This is a genomic window from Streptomyces sp. NPDC058685, assembly GCF_042714725.1.
Taxonomy (GTDB): Bacteria; Actinomycetota; Actinomycetes; order Streptomycetales; family Streptomycetaceae; genus Streptomyces.
Window position 1 is genome coordinate 14705 of the sequence record NZ_JBHXSL010000069.1, and the last position, 16162, is coordinate 30866.

Here is a 16162-nt window from a genome sequence, read left to right on the forward strand (position 1 = left end):
CCAGCCGCCGTACCACCGGGGCCCACCCACCCCGGAGCCGTCAGCCCCCGCGCCGGTCCAGCGCCTCCAGCGCCCGCCGGGCCATCCCGTTCGTCCGCACGATGCCGGCGAGCGTCGTCGAACCGCGGGTGATGTCCGCGAACGCCTTCCACGCCGGACGGAAGCCGCTGATGGCCGCGTGCAGCAGTCCGGGACGGCGCTCGAAGATCTTCAGCATGAGCCGCCCGACGCCCATCTCGACACCGAGACCGGCCTTGATCGCGAAGGCGTAGTTCAGGGCCTGCCGGCGAGCGTCCACGGCGTCGTGGGCCTCCGAGATCCGTACCGCCCACTCCCCGGCGAGCCGGCCCGAGCGCAGCGCGAAGGAGATCCCCTCGCGGGTCCACGGCTCCAGCAGCCCTGCCGCGTCACCGCACACCAGCACCCGGCCCCGGGACAGCGGCGAGTCGTCGCTTCGGCACCGGGTCAGGTGTCCCGAGGAGATCGAGGGTTCGAAGCCGGCGAGTCCCAGCCGGGCGATGAAGTCCTCCAGATAGCGCTTGGTCGCCGCGCCCTCGCCGCGGGCCGAGATCACACCGACGGTCAGCGTCTCCCCCTTGGGGAACACCCAGCCGTAGCTCCCCGGCATCGGGCCCCAGTCGATGAGCACCCGCCCCGCCCAGTCCTCCGCCACCGACGCGGGCACCGGGATCTCCGCCTCCAGGCCGAGATCCACCTGGTCGAGCTTCACACCGACATGAGCCCCTATGCGGCTGGCGCTGCCATCGGCCCCCACGACGGCGCGGGTCAGGACCGTCTCGCCGTCCGATGTCACCACGGCGACCGTGCGCCGGTCGGGGACCGCGGGACCGTGCTGCTCGACGCGGGAGACCGTGACGCCCGTGCGCAGAACCGCGCCCGCCTTCTGCGCCTGCTCGACCAGGCCGGCGTCGAACTCCGGCCGGTTGATCAGCCCGAAGAGCATCCTGCGGGACCGGCGCGTACGCGCCAGCCTGCCGTTCATCGAGAAGGTGACCGCATGCACCCGGTCGAGCAGAGGCAGCTCGAAGCCGGGCGGCAGGCTGTCGCGCGAGGGACCGATGATGCCGCCGCCGCAGGTCTTGTAGCGGGGCAGTTCGGCCTTCTCCAGCAGCAGCACCTGACGGCCGGCCACCGCCGCCGCGTACGCCGCCGAGGCGCCCGCGGGTCCGGCGCCGACGACGACCACGTCCCACACCGTCTCGTCGCGCTCCTGTGCTTCCCCTGCCCCGGTGACACCGTTCTCGCTGCTCACGATGTGGTTCTGCTCCCGATCCGACGCGTGCCCCATGCTCTCGACGGCATCCTACGGCGCGGCCACCCCACCACCGCTGTGGGAGGATCGGCCACGCATTTGCCGTACACACAGCACACAACGTCGCACCCACGAGGAGCGTGCCCATGACCGCCGATCCGATAGCCGAGACCGTCGCATCCCTGCTGCCCCGCGCCAAGGCGGAGCTCACGGAGCTGGTGGCCTTCCCGTCGGTGGCGGATCCCGCGCAGTTCCCCCGGAGCGGGTGCGAGGCCGCGGCGAACTGGTGCGCCGACGCCCTGCGGTCCGAGGGTTTCCAGGACGTCGCCGTGCTCGACACCCCTGACGGCACCCAGTCCGTGTACGGGTACCGGCCCGGCCCGGCCGGCGCGCCCACCGTCCTGCTGTACGCGCACTACGACGTGCAGCCCCCGCTGGACCTCGACGCCTGGGTGACCCCGCCCTTCGAGCTGACCGAGCGCGACGGCCGCTGGTTCGGCCGCGGAGCCGCGGACTGCAAGGGCGGCTTCATCATGCATCTCCTCGCCCTGCGCGCCCTCGATGCGAACGGCGGTGTGCCGGTGAACATCAAGGTGATCGTCGAGGGTTCGGAGGAGCAGGGCACGGGCGGGCTGGAGCAGTACGCCGAGGCTCACCCCGAGCTGCTGCGCGCCGACACCATCGTCATCGGCGACGCCGGCAACTTCCGGCTGGGGCTGCCGACGGTGACCGCCACCCTGCGGGGTATGACCCTGCTCCGCGTCCAGGTCGACACCCTCGAAGGCAATCTGCACTCCGGCCAGTTCGGCGGTGCCGCCCCGGACGCCCTGGCCGCGCTCATCCGCGTGCTGGACTCCCTGCGCGCCGAGGACGGCTCGACGACGGTGGACGGTCTGGCCGGCGAGGCGACGTGGGAGGGGCTTCAGTATCCGGAGTCCGACTTCCGCCGGGACGCCAAGGTGCTGGAGGGCGTGGGGCTGATCGGTTCCGGATCGGTCGCGGACCGCATCTGGGCGCGCCCTGCCGTCACCGTCCTCGGCATCGACTGCCCGCCCGTCGTGGGCGCGACGCCGTCCGTGCAGGCGGGTGCACGCGCGCTGATCAGCCTGCGGGTGCCGCCGGGGCAGGACGCGGCGCAGGCGACGAAGCTGCTGGCCGCACATCTGGAGGCGCACACGCCGTGGGGCGCTCGGGTCGCCGTGGAGCAGACCGGCCAGGGCCAGGCATTCCAGGCGGACGTCTCCAGCCCGGCGTACGCGGCGATGGCCGACGCGATGCGGATCGCCTACCCGGGTGAGGAGATGCAGACCGCCGGCATGGGCGGCTCCATCCCGCTGTGCAACACGCTCGCCGCCCTGTACCCGGAGTCGGAGATCCTGCTGATCGGGCTGAGCGAGCCGGAGGCGCAGATCCACGCGGTGAACGAGTCCGTGTCGCCCGAGGAGCTGGAGCGGCTGTCCGTCGCCGAGGCACACTTCCTCGTCAACTACGCGGTGTCCAAGCAGGGCTGAGCCGACCGGGACCGGGCGGCTTCCGCGTTCCGCGAAGCCGCCCGGTCCCGAACAGTCCGGCCCCGACAGCCCGGTGCCGCTGCACAGGCGCCGTGCGGAAGTTCAGCCGACGGGAACGCCGGCCTCCAGGTTGAGCACCGTCCCCCGCTCGCGCGCCCGCAGAGCCCAGCGCAGCCGCTCGTAGCGGGTGGGCGGCAGCAGGTGGGCGGCCTCCTGCTCGCCCACGAAGCGCCAGCCGCGCAGTTCCGATCCGGGCAGCAGAACCTGCCCGGCCACGCGGCCCTGAAGCCGTCCGCCGTCGAAGAGCAGTCGCAGCCCGCCGTACCCGGGCGGGCGCGGCGGCTCCCAGTCGACCACCAGGAGGCTGGGCACCCGGTCGAGTTGGATGCCGAGCTCCTCTTCGACCTCGCGCATCCCGGCCTGCGCGGGAGCCTCACCGCGCTCCACGACACCGCCGGGGAACTCCCAGCCCGGCTTGTAGGTGGGGTCGACGAGGAGCACCCGGTCCTCCTCGTCGAAGAGCAGCACACCGGCGGCCAGTGTCTCGGCCGTCGGTTCGGGGGTCTGCACGATCTCGCAGACCGGGGCCTCACCGCTGCTGACCGCGTCGGCTATCCGCTGCGCCGTGCTGCGGGGGTCAAGACTGCCGTTGTCGACGACGAGCGCGTCCTCGCGGATCCAGTCGAGGGCCGCGAGGTACGGCTCGATGTGGTCGAGTGCCCATTGGCGTACGCGCTGCTCGGCATCCGGTGTGTCCGGCTCCTCGCGGGTGGCTATCCGCTCGCGCAGGATCGTTTCATCCGGGCGGAGAAGCACATGCCGGACCGGGATGCGACGGGATGCGAGGCCGCCGAATATCTCGTCGCGGTACTCCTGCCGCAGGAGGGTCATGGGCACCACGAGAACGCCGCCGAGCTCGGCGAGCAGGGCCGCGGCGGTGTCCACCACGAGCCGTCGCCAGATCGGCAGGTCCTGGTAGTCGCTCACCTCGGCGAGCCGCTTCGGCGGCAGCAGGCGGCGGAGTCCGCCACCGGTGAGTTCGGGGTCGTACAGCGTGCTGTTCGGGATCAGATCGATCAGTTCGCGCGCGGTGGTGGTCTTGCCCGCTCCGAACGCACCGTTGACCCAGACGATCACGGTTCCCCCTCTTCCGTAGCCCACAGTGGATTGCCCGCAACACCCTGCCACGGAAACCCGTGGGGGGAACCGGGAGCCTGATCGCGGACGCAACTGTGTCCGTGCTGTTGCCCATTCGCGGCCACCGCACCACGGCGGTCCGCGTCTCACCCTACGAAGCGAAAGCTGGGCCCGGCCGTGACATGGGGCGGCGGAGCGTCGTTGGAGCTGCAGAGACAGAGGGGGTGCGCGATGCGCCGTACGGTACTGGAGTGGTTCCCCGCCGGGGGCCCGCGAGGCAGTTGGCCGGCCGAGGAGTTCGCCCGCCGGCGCCGGGACGAGGGCCAGCCGGCCGAGGTCGTGATGGACCTCGAGACGGACGCGTTCCTGGTGATCGTGACCCAGCACTCCGCGGACGCGGTGACCTGAGGCGGCCCGCACGAGTCGCCGTCCGTCGCCCGGGACCTGCCCGACCGTCGCGCGCCTTGGCGGACTCCGCCGGAAGCCCGCTCACACGCCTGTGCCCCCGTCCCGGACCGGGACGGGGGCACGTGTGGTCCTGCGCCGACATGACGCCCGGAGCTTCGCGAACCCGAACAGCCCCGAGACCCGCCCCACCCCTCCCCCTGACGATCGGTCACAGATGCGTCACTAACGGAACCCCTGCTTCACATCCACCCGAACCGGAGCGCTACGGTCAACTCTCCACGAAGCATCCTTGGGGGGATCAACGAGCTGGAACCAGCAGCCGACCGCTCCGTATCAGGCGGTGGCGCCCGCGCTCAAGCCCGGTTGGGCACGTAAGCGCGTCGTCATTCCGTCCGCCGTCGGGCTGTTCTTCTTCGGCGTCGTCGTCGGCTCGGCGGGCGGCGAGACCAAGACGACCGCCGCGGCCGCGAATCCGGCGCCGACGGTGACCGCCACCGTGACGGCGAAGGCGCCGGAACCGGTGGTCGCCGAGCCAGAAGCGCCCGCTGTGAAGACCGCTGCACCGAAGACCACGGCGCCGAAGCCCGCCGCCGCTCCCCCGGACGCCAAGGCGCCCGCGGAAGAACGCGCCAGAGTCCTGGACTTCGTCGGCATGGGGCTCCAGGAGGCCCAGGACTCCGCCCAGGCGGAGGGCTTCTTCGTCCTGACGTCCCACGACAGCACCGGGGCCGGCCGGATGCAGGTCTTCGACCGGAACTGGAAGGTGTGCTCGCAGAGCGTCGCGGCGGGCAGGACCGTCGACGTCGGCACCGAACTGGACTTCGGCACGGTCAAACTGAGCGAGACCTGTCCCTGACGCGAACGGGCACGGACGCCCCCGCCGGTCACCGGCGGGGGCGTCGGGCTGCGGATCGGGCGACGGACGGATGGGCCGACAGGCGGATCGGCCGACGGGGTGTCAGCCCTTGCTGGATCCGAGTGTCAGCCCCGCGATGAAGTGCCGCTGGAGCAGCAGGAAAACGATCAGCGTGGGCAGCGCCACGATCACCGAGCCCGCGGCCAGCAGGTTGTAGTCCGTGAAGAACTGGCCGCGCAGATTGTTCAGCGCCGAGGTGATGGGGAGCTTGTCGCCGTCGGAGATGAAGACCAGTGCCCACAGGAAGTCGTTGTACATCCAGGTGAACTGGAGTGTGCCGAGGGCCGCGAGGGCCGGCCTGCACAGGGGCAGCGTGACGCGCCAGTACTGGGTCCACACACCCGCCCCGTCCACGATCGCCGCTTCGAGTATCTCCTTCGGCAGCGTGCGCATGAAGTTCGCGAGGACGAAGACGCAGAAGCCGATCTGGAATCCGACCTGGACACAGACGACGGCCCAGTACGAGTCGAACATCGTCATCGAGTCCGACATCCAGTACGGCAGCGGGATGCGGTTGAACATCACGTACAGCGGCGTGACGATGACCTGCTGCGGCAGCAGGTTTCCCGCGGTGAACAGCATCAGCAGCACGATCGAGCCGCGCATGTTGAGGCGCGCCACGGCGAAGGCCACGAAGGAGGCGAAGAAGAGGGTGACGATCACTCCGGGCACGGCGATGATCAGGGTGTTGATGAAGTACTTCGTCATCCCCGAGTCGCTGAAAGCCTGTTGGTAGTAGTCGAGGGAGAGCTTCTTCGGCAGCGAGAAGTACCCGTGCTGCGAGGTCTCGTCGTACGGCCTCAGCGAGGCGTAGACCGCGAGCAGCAGCGGCGCGAGGAAGGCCAGCGAAACCGTCATCAGGAACGCGTGCACACCGAGCCGGCCGGGACGGATCCGGCGCCTGCGCGGCGCGGCGCTCCCGGTACGGGCGGTGGCGGGCGCGGGGGCGGTGTCGATCATCGGTTCTTCTCCCCACGGATCTCCTGGACCAAGAACGTCACGACGAATCCCATGGAGAACAGCAGCAGCACCACGGCGATGGCGGAGCCGAACCCGATCCGGCTGGCCTCGCCGATGATGTTGTCGGTGACGAGTACGGACAGCAACTCCAGGCCGTTGCGGCCCTTGTTGACGGCGTAGACGATGTCGAAGGCGCGCAGGGCCTCGATCACGGTGATCACGCCGACGATCACGTTGACAGGGCGGAGCGTCGGGAAGACGACGCGGAAGAACGTCTGCGCCTCACCGGCGCCGTCGATCGACGCGGCCTCCTTGAGCGAGGGATCGACCGCCTTCAGACCGGCCAGATACAGGATCATCACGTAGCCGGTGTGCCGCCAGGCCGCTGCCAGCAGGATCATCCAGATGTTCAGGTCGGGGTCGCCGAGCCAGTCGGTCGGGTTGTCGGTGTTCGCGAGGATGGCGTTGAGTGCGCCCTGGTCGCGGGAGAAGACCAGTTGGGCGATGAAACCGACGACGGCGAGCGAGAGCACCACCGGCATGTACAGCGTGGACTGGTAGAACCTGCTGAACCGCACGCCCCGGTCGATGAGGACGGCCAGCAGCAGTCCGAACGGGGTGGCGACCAGCCCGAGGAAGGCCAGCCAGAGCAGGTTGTGGCGCGCGGCCGGCCAGAAGGCGGGGTAGTTCGTGAACAGGTTCTCGTAGTTCTTCGTGCCGACCCACGAGATGTCCCCGATGCCGTCCCAGCTGGTGAAGGACAGCACGACGGAGGCCAGCGTCGGCCCCCAGACGATGGCCACGTCGAGCAGGATCGGTATGCCCAGTAGCACGCCCATCACGGCGAGGTCGCGGCGGGTGAAGCGCCGCGGCCCTCGTCGTACGGCGCGCCGCGGAGTGTTCAGCGGCACGGGTGATGGCTCCAAGTAGAGATGGTGGGGGGTCAGCCTTCGGAGGCGAAAATGCTCTTCTTCTGCCGCTCGATGCTGTTGACCAACCCGTCCACGTCCTTCGGCTTGTTGATGAAGGTCTGGATGGCCGGGATCATCACCGTCGAGGAGAAGTCGGGCCGGGTGTCGCGGTCCAGGAACTGCGAGATCTGCTTGGCGCCGGAGACGAGTTCGACGGCCTTCTTCTGGATGTCGGTGTACCGGGAGATGTCCGCCTGGTCGTTGACCGCGATGTTGTTGGGGTCACTGGCGAGGTAGATGTCCTCGGCCTTGCCCGTGGCCAGCCACTTCAGCAGGTCCTTCGCGCTGTCCATGGTCTGGGCGTTCTTGAGGTTCTTGGACTTCTTCGCCAGCAGGAAGCCGTCGATGGGGGCTTCGACCGCGTCCTGACCGTGCTCCGGATTGATCTCCGGGAACGGGAAGAAGTCGATGTCGGCCTGCTCGGCCTTCGGGAACTGGGCGCCGGGGTGCGGGAGTCCGAACACCGCCATGCCCGTCTCCTTCTTCTGGAGGCTGGTGGCGGCCTCCTGCCAGGTACGGCCGTTGGCGGCGGGCTGGCAGTACGGAAGGAGGCTGCGCCAGGTGTCGAAGACGTCCTTGACGCGCTTGTCCGTCCACGCCTCCTTGCCGGCCATCAGGCTCTTGTGGAACTCGTAGCCGTTGGTCCGCATGTTGATGTAGTCGAACGTGCCCATCGCCGGCCAGCCGTCCTTGTCACAGAAGGCGATGGGAACGAGCTTGTCCTTCTGCATCTGCTTGGCGAGGGCTATGTACTCGTCGAGCGTCTTGGGCGCGGTGTAGCCGAACTGCTGGAAGACGCTCTTCCGGTGGAAGACCGCCCACGGGTAGTAGTAGTACGGCGTGAGGTACTGCTTGCCGTCCTCGCCCGTCGACTGGGCCTTCAGCGCGGCCGAGAAGCCCTGGTAGCCCTCCCAGTTGTCGCTGATGTCGTGCAGGAGGCCCTTCTTGGCGAAGAACTGCATGCGGTAGCCCGCGAACCACATGAAGACATCGTCCGGCTTGCCCTGCAGATAGCGGTTGATGTTCTCCTGGAAGGTGTTGTGGTCAACGGTGTTGACCTTGATCTTCCGCTTCTCCTCGGACTGCTTCTCGTACGCGGCGAACGCGTCCGCGAAGGCCTTCTTCGGCACGGGGTCGGACGAATTGGATCCCATGGTGACGGTCTTGCCGTCACCGCCCGGACCACTGCCGCACGCGGCGAGCAGCGAGGGCAGCGCGATCGCACCCGCACCCGCCGCGGCACCGCGCAGCAGGTTCCGCCGGGACATCCGATGTCCTGCCACGCTCCCGGGTGCCGCTGAACTGTTGAACGATGACTGCGCCATGTCCCCTCCTTCGGGGTGCAACCCAACACAACTCAACGCGAGGATTGGATCTCACTCCCAGAAAAGGGTGTCGTCAAGGGTTCTGACGCGAGATCGTGCAACCGTTACCGCATCTCTTCCAACAGACTCCAACACGCCCTACCGTAAACGCTCGTCACTTACGCGTACATGACGCCGCCTCAAACAGGCGCGAGTACGGAGGAAAGTCACGATGCGATACCTTCCCACCCGCACTACCCGCCATCGAGTGGTCGGAGCGCTGGTCACCCTGCTGCTCAGCGCCGGGGGCTTAGGCACCCCGGCTTTCGCCGCCGCCCCGGTCACGGGGGCGGAACCCGCTCCCGCCGCTCCACAGGTCGACGACGCACAGGCTCTCACCCCGCCGATGGGCTTCAACAACTGGAACTCCACCCACTGCCGGGCGGAGTTCAACGAGTCGATGGTCAAGGGGATCGCCGACCTCTTCGTCGAGAAGGGGCTCAAGGCCGCCGGCTACGAGTACGTCAACCTCGACGACTGCTGGGCCCTGCCGCAGCGCGACGCCGAGGGCAAACTCGTTCCCGACCCCGTGCGCTTCCCGAACGGCATCAAGGCCGTCGCCGACTACGTCCACTCCAAAGGACTGAAGTTCGGCATCTACACCAGCGCGGGGACCAAGACCTGCAACGAGGCCGGATTCCCGGGCGCCCTCGGGCACGAGTACAGCGACGCCCAGCAGTTCGCCGACTGGGGCGTCGACTACCTCAAGTACGACAACTGCAACAACCAGGGCGTGGACGCCGAGCTCCGCTACACCACCATGCGCGACGCCCTGCGGGCGACCGGTCGCCCCATCCTCTACAGCATCTGCGAGTGGGGCGAGAACAAGCCCTGGGAGTGGGCCAAGGGTGTCGGCCAACTCTGGCGCACCACCGGTGACATCAGCGATCACTGGGGCTCGATGCTGTCCATCATGAAGCAGAATCTGCCGCTCGCGCCGTACGCGGGTCCCGGCCACTGGAACGACCCCGACATGCTCGAGGTCGGCAACGGCGGGATGACGGACACCGAGTACCGCTCGCACTTCTCCCTGTGGTCGGTGATGGCGGCCCCGTTGCTCATCGGGTCCGATCTGCGCAAGGCACCCGCCTCCGCCTTCGAGATCCTCGGCAACCGTGAGGTGATCGCCGTCGACCAGGACCCGTTGGGCAAGCAGGGCACCGTGGTCTCGTCCGAGGCCGGCCGGTGGGTCGTGGCCAAGGAGATGCAGGACGGCAGCCGTACGGTCGCCCTGTTCAACGAGAGCGGCGCTCCGCAGCGGATCGCCACCACCGCGAAGGCCGTCGGCCTCCCGGGCGCACCCGCGTACCGGATGCGCGATCTGTGGAAGCACTCCGACACCAACACCGCGGGCACGATCGCCGCGACGGTTCCGGCGCACGGCACCGTGCTGGTGCGTGTCTTCGTCGACCGGAAGTGGGCGCTGCTGCCGCCGGCCGTCGACCTGAGCGCCGACGAGGGGCTGATGAGGGAGGCCGGGCGGACGGGCACGCTCACCACCACCGTCACCGATCTCGGCCGCACCCCGGCACTGGCCGTGTCCGTCGCGCTGACCGGCCCGGCGGGCTGGAGGCTCAGGCCCAGGTCCGCGACCACCGCGGCCGCGCTCCCGAGCGGCAGGAAGCTCACCACCGCCTGGGAGGCGGCGATCCCCCCGGGCACCGCCCCCGGCGCGTACGACCTGACCCTCGAGGCGTCGTACCGCTCGCCGACAGGGCAGCGGCTGACCTCCACCGTGCCGCTGCGGATCCAGGTCGTGGTGGCACCGCCGGCCGGCGAGTCGTATCCGAGCGATCTGGCCTGGCTGAGCGCCGTCAGCGACTGGGGGCCGGTGGAGCGCGACCGGAGCAACGGCGAGGGCGAGGCGGGCGACGGCGGGCCGATCACGATCGGCGGGCAGGTCTTCGCCAAGGGCCTCGGAGTCCACGCCGCGAGTGCCGTGGAGTACTACACGGGCGGGAAGTGCTCCACGCTCACCGCCCAGGTCGGGCTCGACGACGAGACGGGAACACGCGGCACAGTGACGTTCGAGATCTGGGCCGACGGCGAGAAGGTCGCCTCGACCGGCGTCCTGACCCATGCGATGCCTGCTCAGCCGCTCTCGGCCGACGTGAGCGGCGCCGAGGTCGTCCGGCTGGTGGTCACCGACGGCGGGGACGGCATCAGCTACGACCATGCCGACTGGGGCGATCTCAGGATCGGCTGCTGACGACCGCCGCTGCCGCCTCGCCTCGCCGGCCGAGCGAGGCGGCAGCGGCGGCGCCCACGAGGCCGGCGTCCGTACCCGTCAGGGCGGGGACGACGCGGAGGCGTTGGACGAAGGAGAGCGTGGCGTAGTCGTGCAGGGCCCGGCGCAGCGGTGTGAACAGGACGTCGCCCGCGCCCGCCACTCCCCCGCCGATCACGGCTATCTCGATCTCCACGAGCGTCGCGGTCGCGGCGATGCCGGCGGCGAGGGCCTGGGCGGCGCGGTCGAAGGAGGCGACGGCGACCGGGTGTCCGGCCCGGGCCGCCGCGGCCACGGCGGCGGCCGAGGTGTCGCCGTCGGGACCGGGGTGCCAGCCGCCCTCCAGCGCGCGCCGGGCGATGTTCGGGCCGCTGGCGATCCGCTCCACACAGCCGCGGGCGCCGCAGGGGCACAGGTCCCCGTCGAGATCGACGCTGATGTGGCCGATGTGACCGGCGTTGCCGGTGGGGCCGGGGTGCAGCTTGCCGCCGAGGACGAGTCCGCCGCCGACGCCGGTCGACACGACCATGCACAGGGCGTTGTCGTAGCCGCGGGCCGCGCCCTGCCAGTGTTCGGCGGCGGTCATGGCGACCCCGTCACCGACGAGTTCGACGGGCAGGCCACCGGATGCCTGCCGGACGCGGGAGACCAGGGGGAAGTCGCGCCAGCCGGGGACGTTGACCGGGCTGACCGTGCCGGCGGAGGCGTCCACCGGACCCGCGCTGCCGATACCGACGGCCGATGCCTCCGTCCACAGCGGCGATGCGGACAGGTCGGTGAGCACCGCCTCGACCGCGCGCATCACCGTCTCGGCGCCCTCGGTGGCCGGTGTGGGGCGCTGCGCCCGCTGAACGATGCGGCCGCTGCCGTCCACCAACGCGCCGGCGATCTTGGTGCCGCCTATGTCCAGCGCGGCGACGAGGTCGGTATGCATTGGTGTGGGATCCCCCGGAAACTGGTCGGACCTGCGGTTCGGTAACCAGTCTCCATTCCCCTGACAACGTTGTCCAGGCCCTATGCTCGACGGTACAGCTTCGCATACGCCGCACAACGACAGGACTACGCACTGTGGCCGATACCGACCGCCCCTCGCACACGCCCGTGCGCACGCGGGGTCCCGAGCCCCGCTACGGGAATCGTCCCACCATGAAGGACGTCGCCGCCCGTGCCGGAGTCGGTCTCAAGACGGTCTCCCGCGTGGTCAACGGCGAGGCCGGTGTGACGCCCGACACGGAACGCCGGGTGCAGGAGGCGATCGAGTTCCTCGGCTTCCGCCGCAACGACAGCGCGCGGGTGCTGCGCAAGGGGCGCACCGCCTCGATCGGGCTGGTGCTGGAGGATCTGGCCGACCCCTTCTACGGCCCGCTGAGCCGCGCGGTCGAGGAGGTCGCCCGCGCCCATGGCGCGCTGCTCATCAACGGCTCCAGCGCCGAGGACCCCGACCGCGAGCAGGAGCTGGTGCTCGCCCTGTGCGCCCGTCGGGTCGACGGCCTCATCGTGATCCCCGCCGGGCACGACCACCGCTATCTGGAGCCGGAGATCAAGGCCGGCATAGCCACGGTGTTCGTGGACCGGCCGGCCGGTCAGATCGACGCGGACGTGGTGCTCTCCGACAGCTTCGGCGGCTCCCGGGCCGGCGTCGCCCACCTGATCGCGCACGGCCACCGCCGTATCGGCTTCATCGGCGACCAGCCGCGGATCCACACCGCCGTCGAGCGCCTGCGCGGCTACCGCGCGGCCATGGAGGACGCCGGGCTCGATGTCGACGACTCGTGGGTGTCGCTCGGTTCCACCGCCCCCGAGCGGGTCCGCTCGGCCGTCACCGAGATGCTGTCCGGGCCCCGGCCGGTGACCGCGCTGTTCGCGGGCAACAACCGGGTGACCGTCACCGCCGTACGGGTGCTGGCGGAGCGCGAGCAGCAGGTGGCTCTGGTGGGCTTCGACGACATCGAGCTCGCCGATCTGCTCGGGATCACGGTGATAGCCCAGAACGCCGCCTCGCTGGGACGCACCGCCGCGGAGCGGCTGTTCCGCCGCCTCGACGGCGCGGACGACGAGCCGACCCAGGTCGCCCTGGAGACGGTACTGATCCCGCGGGGCAGCGGCGAGATCCCGCCGCCGGCGGGCGACCGCTAGCCCCGCTGCCCCGCGGCCGACCGTCCTGCCCGCGCCGCGCCCGCCCGGCGTCGGCAGACCGGCGTCAGCAGACCGGCAGGCCGGGCACCGGCTCGTCGTTGTGGCCGCCCTGGATGTTGACGTCGTTGACGAAGACGCCGGTGTTGCCACTGTCGTCGTCGGTCCTGGCCCACCAGACGTTGGTCCATTTTCCGCGGGTCTCACGGCGGCCCAGGTTCTGCTGACAGTAGAAGTAGCTGGTGCCCGCCTTCAGCACGCCCTTCTCGGTGCCGGACGCCGTGTACGAGGTGGCGGTGCGCCACACCTTGCAGTTGTACTTGCCGCCGCCGATGGCATGGCATACGGGCGCGGGGTCCGGGTCGGAGCCGCCGCCCGTCGTCGCCCCGCCACCGGTCGTTCCGGCGGCCGGCGGCTGTGCGGACTTCGACGGGGACGTCCCGGCGTCCGGCTCGGAGGGCCCGGAGCCCGGACTCTTCTCCCCGGGTGCGATCTCGTTGCCCGCCTCCGCCTCACCGCCCGCGCTCCTGGACGGTGACGTGCCTTTGCCGCCCGCCCGTTCGCCGGTCGAGGAGCCGTCGCGGTCGACGAGGGCGTACGTCACGCCTCCGCCGGCGAGCAGGACGGCGACCACGCCCGCGGCCATGAGCATCATCCGGCGGCGACCGCGGGACGTTCGTGCGGGCCGGGAACCCTGCGGGGAGACCGGCGACGTGACGGCGGGGACGGCCGGCGCCGGTGCGGGGACGGCCGGTCCGGGTGCTGCCGGGCCGAATCCCTCGGGACGGTGCGCCTCCGCGTTGAGCACGGTCGGCACCCTGGTCGCCGGCTCCTGCGGCCCCGCCGGCGGTCCCAGCGGCGCGGTGGAGGCGGCAGCGGTGTCGGCGGCGGCCGCGGCCAGCAGCCGGGCGGCGGTCGCCGCGTCGGGGCGCTGTGCGGGGTCCTTGTGCAGCAGTTGCCGGAGCACGGGGCCCAGCGCGCCGGCCCGCTGCGGCTCGGGCAGCGGTTCCACCACGATGGCGTTGAGCGTCGACCAGGTGGAGGTGCGCCGGAACGGGGCCGCGCCCTCGACCGCCGCGTACAGCGTGGCGCCCAGTGCCCAGATGTCGGAGGCGGGACCGGGCGCCTGGCCCTGGGCCCGCTCGGGTGCCAAGTAGTCGAGCGAGCCGACCAGTTCGCCACTGCGGGTCAGATGGGTGGTGGAGCCGTCGCCGGGGTCGTCCATCGCGGCGATGCCGAAGTCGGTGAGCACGACGCGGCTGTCGCCCCCGGCGGATCCGCCCCGGTCCAGCAGGACGTTGCCGGGCTTGACGTCCCGGTGGAGTACGCCGACGCGGTGGGCGGCGCCGAGGGCCTCCATGACCTTGGCCCCGATGCGGGCGGCCTCGCGCGGGTCCAGCACGCCCTCGTTGCGCAGCACGTCGTCGAGGGACGGGCCGTCGATGAGCTCCATGACGATGACCGGGCGGCCGTCGTGCTCGGTGACGTCGTGCACGGCGATGACGGAGGGGTGGCGTACGCGGGCGGCGGCCCGCGCTTCGCGCTGCATCCTGATCCGCAGGTCGTCCAGTTCGGGACCGGACGAGTCGGAGTACGTCCGCAGTTCCTTGACCGCCACCTCGCGGCCGAGCACCTCGTCGACGGCCCGCCAGACAACTCCCATGCCGCCGCGGCCCAGTTGCTCGACCACCCGGTAGCGGCCGGCCAGCCGCTCGTTCTCCCCCGACGTCACCGCTGCCCCGTTCCTGTTGCGTGTGCGTGCGAAGCCCGCATGCACGTGTGCGCGTTCCCGGTACAGACTAGGCGGAGCAGCAGGGGCAGCAGTGACGAGAGTTGGCCACCGTTACTGGGCTGTGGCGGTGAGATCTCCTCGCCTCGGAGCCGCGAAGCTGTCGAGACCCGCACGGGTCAGGCCGGTGAGGGCGGCCACCTCGGCGGTGTCCAGCGCCCCGCAGTCGATGCCGCGCAGCAGGTAGGAACTGAGCGCCTTGGCGGTGGCCGGCTCGTCCATGACATCGCCGCCCGCGTGGTTGGCGTAGGCGGCGAGGCGGGCGGCCGCCTGCGCGAAGCCCTCGCGGTAGAAGGCGAACACGGCGGCGTAGCGGGTCGGAAGATGGCCGGGATGCATGTCCCAGCCCTGGTAGTAGGCGCGCGCCAGGGCTCGGCGGGTCAGTCCGTAGTGCAGCCGCCAGGCGTCGTGCACCTGCTCGGTGGGGCCGACGGGGAGCACATTGGTGGAGCCGTCCGAGACACGTACCGCGGTGCCGGCGGCGGCGACCTGCATGACGGCCTTGGCGTGGTCGGCGGCGGGGTGGTCGCTCGCCTGGTAGGCGGCGCTGACGCCGAGGCAGGCGCTGTAGTCGAAGGTGCCGTAGTGCAGCCCGGTGGCGCGGCCCTCGGCGGCGTCGATCATGCGGGCGACGGCGGCCGTGCCGTCGGCGGCGAGGATGGACTGGCTGGTCTCGATCTGGATCTCGAAGCCGATCCGGCCGGCGTCGAGTCCGCGCGCCTTCTCGAACTCCTCCAGCAGCCGGACCATCGCCGTGACCTGCTCGGCGTAGGTGACCTTGGGGAGGGTCAGGACGAGCCCGTCGGGCAGGCCGCCGTGCTCCATCAGGCCGGTGAGGAAGATGTCGAGCGTGCGGATGCCGCGGTCGCGTACGGGCGCCTCCATGCACTTCATACGAATGCCCATGTACGGGGCGGCCGTGCCCTGCTGGTACGCCTCGGTCACCAGACGGGCGGCCCTGGCCGCGTCGGCGTCCTCGCCCTGTCCGCTGTAGCCGTCCTCGAAGTCGATGCGCAGGTCCTCGATGGGCTCTCGCTCCAGCTTGGCCCGTACACGCTGGTACACGGGCTCCGCCAGTTCGTCCGAGAGGCCGAGTACGGCGGCGAGGGAGGCGGCGTCGGGTGCGTGCTCGTCGAGTGCGGCGAGCGCCTGGTCGCCCCAGGAGCGGATGGTGGCGGCGGCGAAGACGTCACCCGGTACGTAGACGGTGTGCACGGGCTGGCGGGTGCCGGGGTCTCCCGGGTATCGGCGGGCGAGCTCCGCGTCCACCGGTGCGAGGGAGGCGCTGATGCCCTCGCTGACCGCACCGGCGAGGCTCGTTGCCACCTTCTCCTGCTGACCCATCCCACACCCTCCTGTTTTCCGCTGCACGGAATCAACAATCCGCATAGTGAAGTTAATAGGCGGTCGCGACCTGCGTCAATGGTCCCCCGAACGCGGCCGGGGCCGCACGGTGGCAATCACCGTGCGGCC

Annotated in this window: 13 protein-coding genes; 5 read left to right on the plus strand and 8 right to left on the minus strand. The window is 70.7% G+C overall.

Going from position 1 to position 16162, the window contains the following annotated elements; translation table 11 throughout:
* Window positions 1-40: 40 nt before the first annotated feature.
* Complete coding sequence (locus ACFWU3_RS33125) at window positions 41-1309, minus strand: geranylgeranyl reductase family protein (RefSeq protein ID WP_384444818.1); 1269 nt, start codon at window positions 1307-1309, stop codon at window positions 41-43.
* A gap of 110 nt (window positions 1310-1419) precedes the next feature.
* Here ACFWU3_RS33125 and ACFWU3_RS33130 point away from each other — a divergent pair, with 110 nt between their 5' ends.
* Window positions 1420-2784, plus strand: coding sequence for a dipeptidase (locus tag ACFWU3_RS33130; protein WP_384444820.1), 1365 nt, complete (start codon window positions 1420-1422; stop codon window positions 2782-2784).
* Between the two features lie 102 nt (window positions 2785-2886).
* On the opposite strand, the gene ACFWU3_RS33135 is transcribed toward ACFWU3_RS33130, so the two are convergent.
* Window positions 2887-3921 carry an NUDIX domain-containing protein gene (locus ACFWU3_RS33135; protein WP_384444822.1) on the minus strand — a complete coding sequence of 345 codons (1035 nt, stop codon included), beginning with the start codon at window positions 3919-3921 and terminating at the stop codon, window positions 2887-2889.
* A 231-nt stretch (window positions 3922-4152) separates the two neighbouring features.
* Here ACFWU3_RS33135 and ACFWU3_RS33140 point away from each other — a divergent pair, with 231 nt between their 5' ends.
* On the plus strand, window positions 4153-4329 hold the full coding sequence (locus tag ACFWU3_RS33140; protein WP_384444824.1) for a hypothetical protein: 177 nt from the start codon (window positions 4153-4155) through the stop codon (window positions 4327-4329).
* 289 nt (window positions 4330-4618) lie between these two features.
* Window positions 4619-5185, plus strand: a complete 567-nt coding sequence (locus ACFWU3_RS33145; RefSeq protein ID WP_384444826.1) for a PASTA domain-containing protein — start codon at window positions 4619-4621, stop codon at window positions 5183-5185.
* Window positions 5186-5287: 102 nt separating this feature from the next.
* On the opposite strand, the gene ACFWU3_RS33150 is transcribed toward ACFWU3_RS33145, so the two are convergent.
* The 3 genes from ACFWU3_RS33150 to ACFWU3_RS33160 are packed head-to-tail and all read right to left on the minus strand — an operon-like array spanning window position 5288 to window position 8444.
* Window positions 5288-6205, minus strand: a complete 918-nt coding sequence (locus tag ACFWU3_RS33150) for a carbohydrate ABC transporter permease (protein WP_384444828.1) — start codon at window positions 6203-6205, stop codon at window positions 5288-5290.
* On the minus strand, window positions 6202-7116 hold the full coding sequence (locus ACFWU3_RS33155; RefSeq protein ID WP_313947751.1) for a sugar ABC transporter permease: 915 nt from the start codon (window positions 7114-7116) through the stop codon (window positions 6202-6204). Before ACFWU3_RS33155 ends, ACFWU3_RS33150 begins: the two co-directional genes overlap by 4 nt.
* A 32-nt stretch (window positions 7117-7148) precedes the next feature.
* Window positions 7149-8444, minus strand: a complete 1296-nt coding sequence (locus ACFWU3_RS33160) for an ABC transporter substrate-binding protein (protein WP_384444830.1) — start codon at window positions 8442-8444, stop codon at window positions 7149-7151.
* A gap of 268 nt (window positions 8445-8712) precedes the next feature.
* On the opposite strand from ACFWU3_RS33160, the gene ACFWU3_RS33165 reads away from it, so the two are divergent.
* Complete coding sequence (locus ACFWU3_RS33165; RefSeq protein WP_384444831.1) at window positions 8713-10749, plus strand: NPCBM/NEW2 domain-containing protein; 2037 nt, start codon at window positions 8713-8715, stop codon at window positions 10747-10749.
* Here ACFWU3_RS33165 and ACFWU3_RS33170 read toward each other — a convergent pair.
* Complete coding sequence (locus ACFWU3_RS33170) at window positions 10733-11701, minus strand: ROK family protein (protein WP_384444833.1); 969 nt, start codon at window positions 11699-11701, stop codon at window positions 10733-10735. The two genes, ACFWU3_RS33165 and ACFWU3_RS33170, sit on opposite strands and share 17 nt — an antisense overlap.
* A gap of 212 nt (window positions 11702-11913) precedes the next feature.
* Here ACFWU3_RS33170 and ACFWU3_RS33175 point away from each other — a divergent pair, with 212 nt between their 5' ends.
* Window positions 11914-12903, plus strand: coding sequence for a LacI family DNA-binding transcriptional regulator (locus ACFWU3_RS33175; protein ID WP_384444835.1), 990 nt, complete (start codon window positions 11914-11916; stop codon window positions 12901-12903).
* A gap of 64 nt (window positions 12904-12967) precedes the next feature.
* Here ACFWU3_RS33175 and ACFWU3_RS33180 read toward each other — a convergent pair whose 3' ends face one another.
* Both ACFWU3_RS33180 and ACFWU3_RS33185 read right to left on the minus strand, forming a co-directional pair.
* Entirely contained in the window at window positions 12968-14632 is a 1665-nt protein-coding gene (locus tag ACFWU3_RS33180) for a serine/threonine-protein kinase (protein ID WP_384444837.1), read from the minus strand.
* A 111-nt stretch (window positions 14633-14743) separates the two neighbouring features.
* Window positions 14744-16033 carry a DUF6986 family protein gene (locus ACFWU3_RS33185; protein ID WP_384444839.1) on the minus strand — a complete coding sequence of 430 codons (1290 nt, stop codon included), beginning with the start codon at window positions 16031-16033 and terminating at the stop codon, window positions 14744-14746.
* Between the last annotated feature and the right edge of the window lie 129 nt (window positions 16034-16162).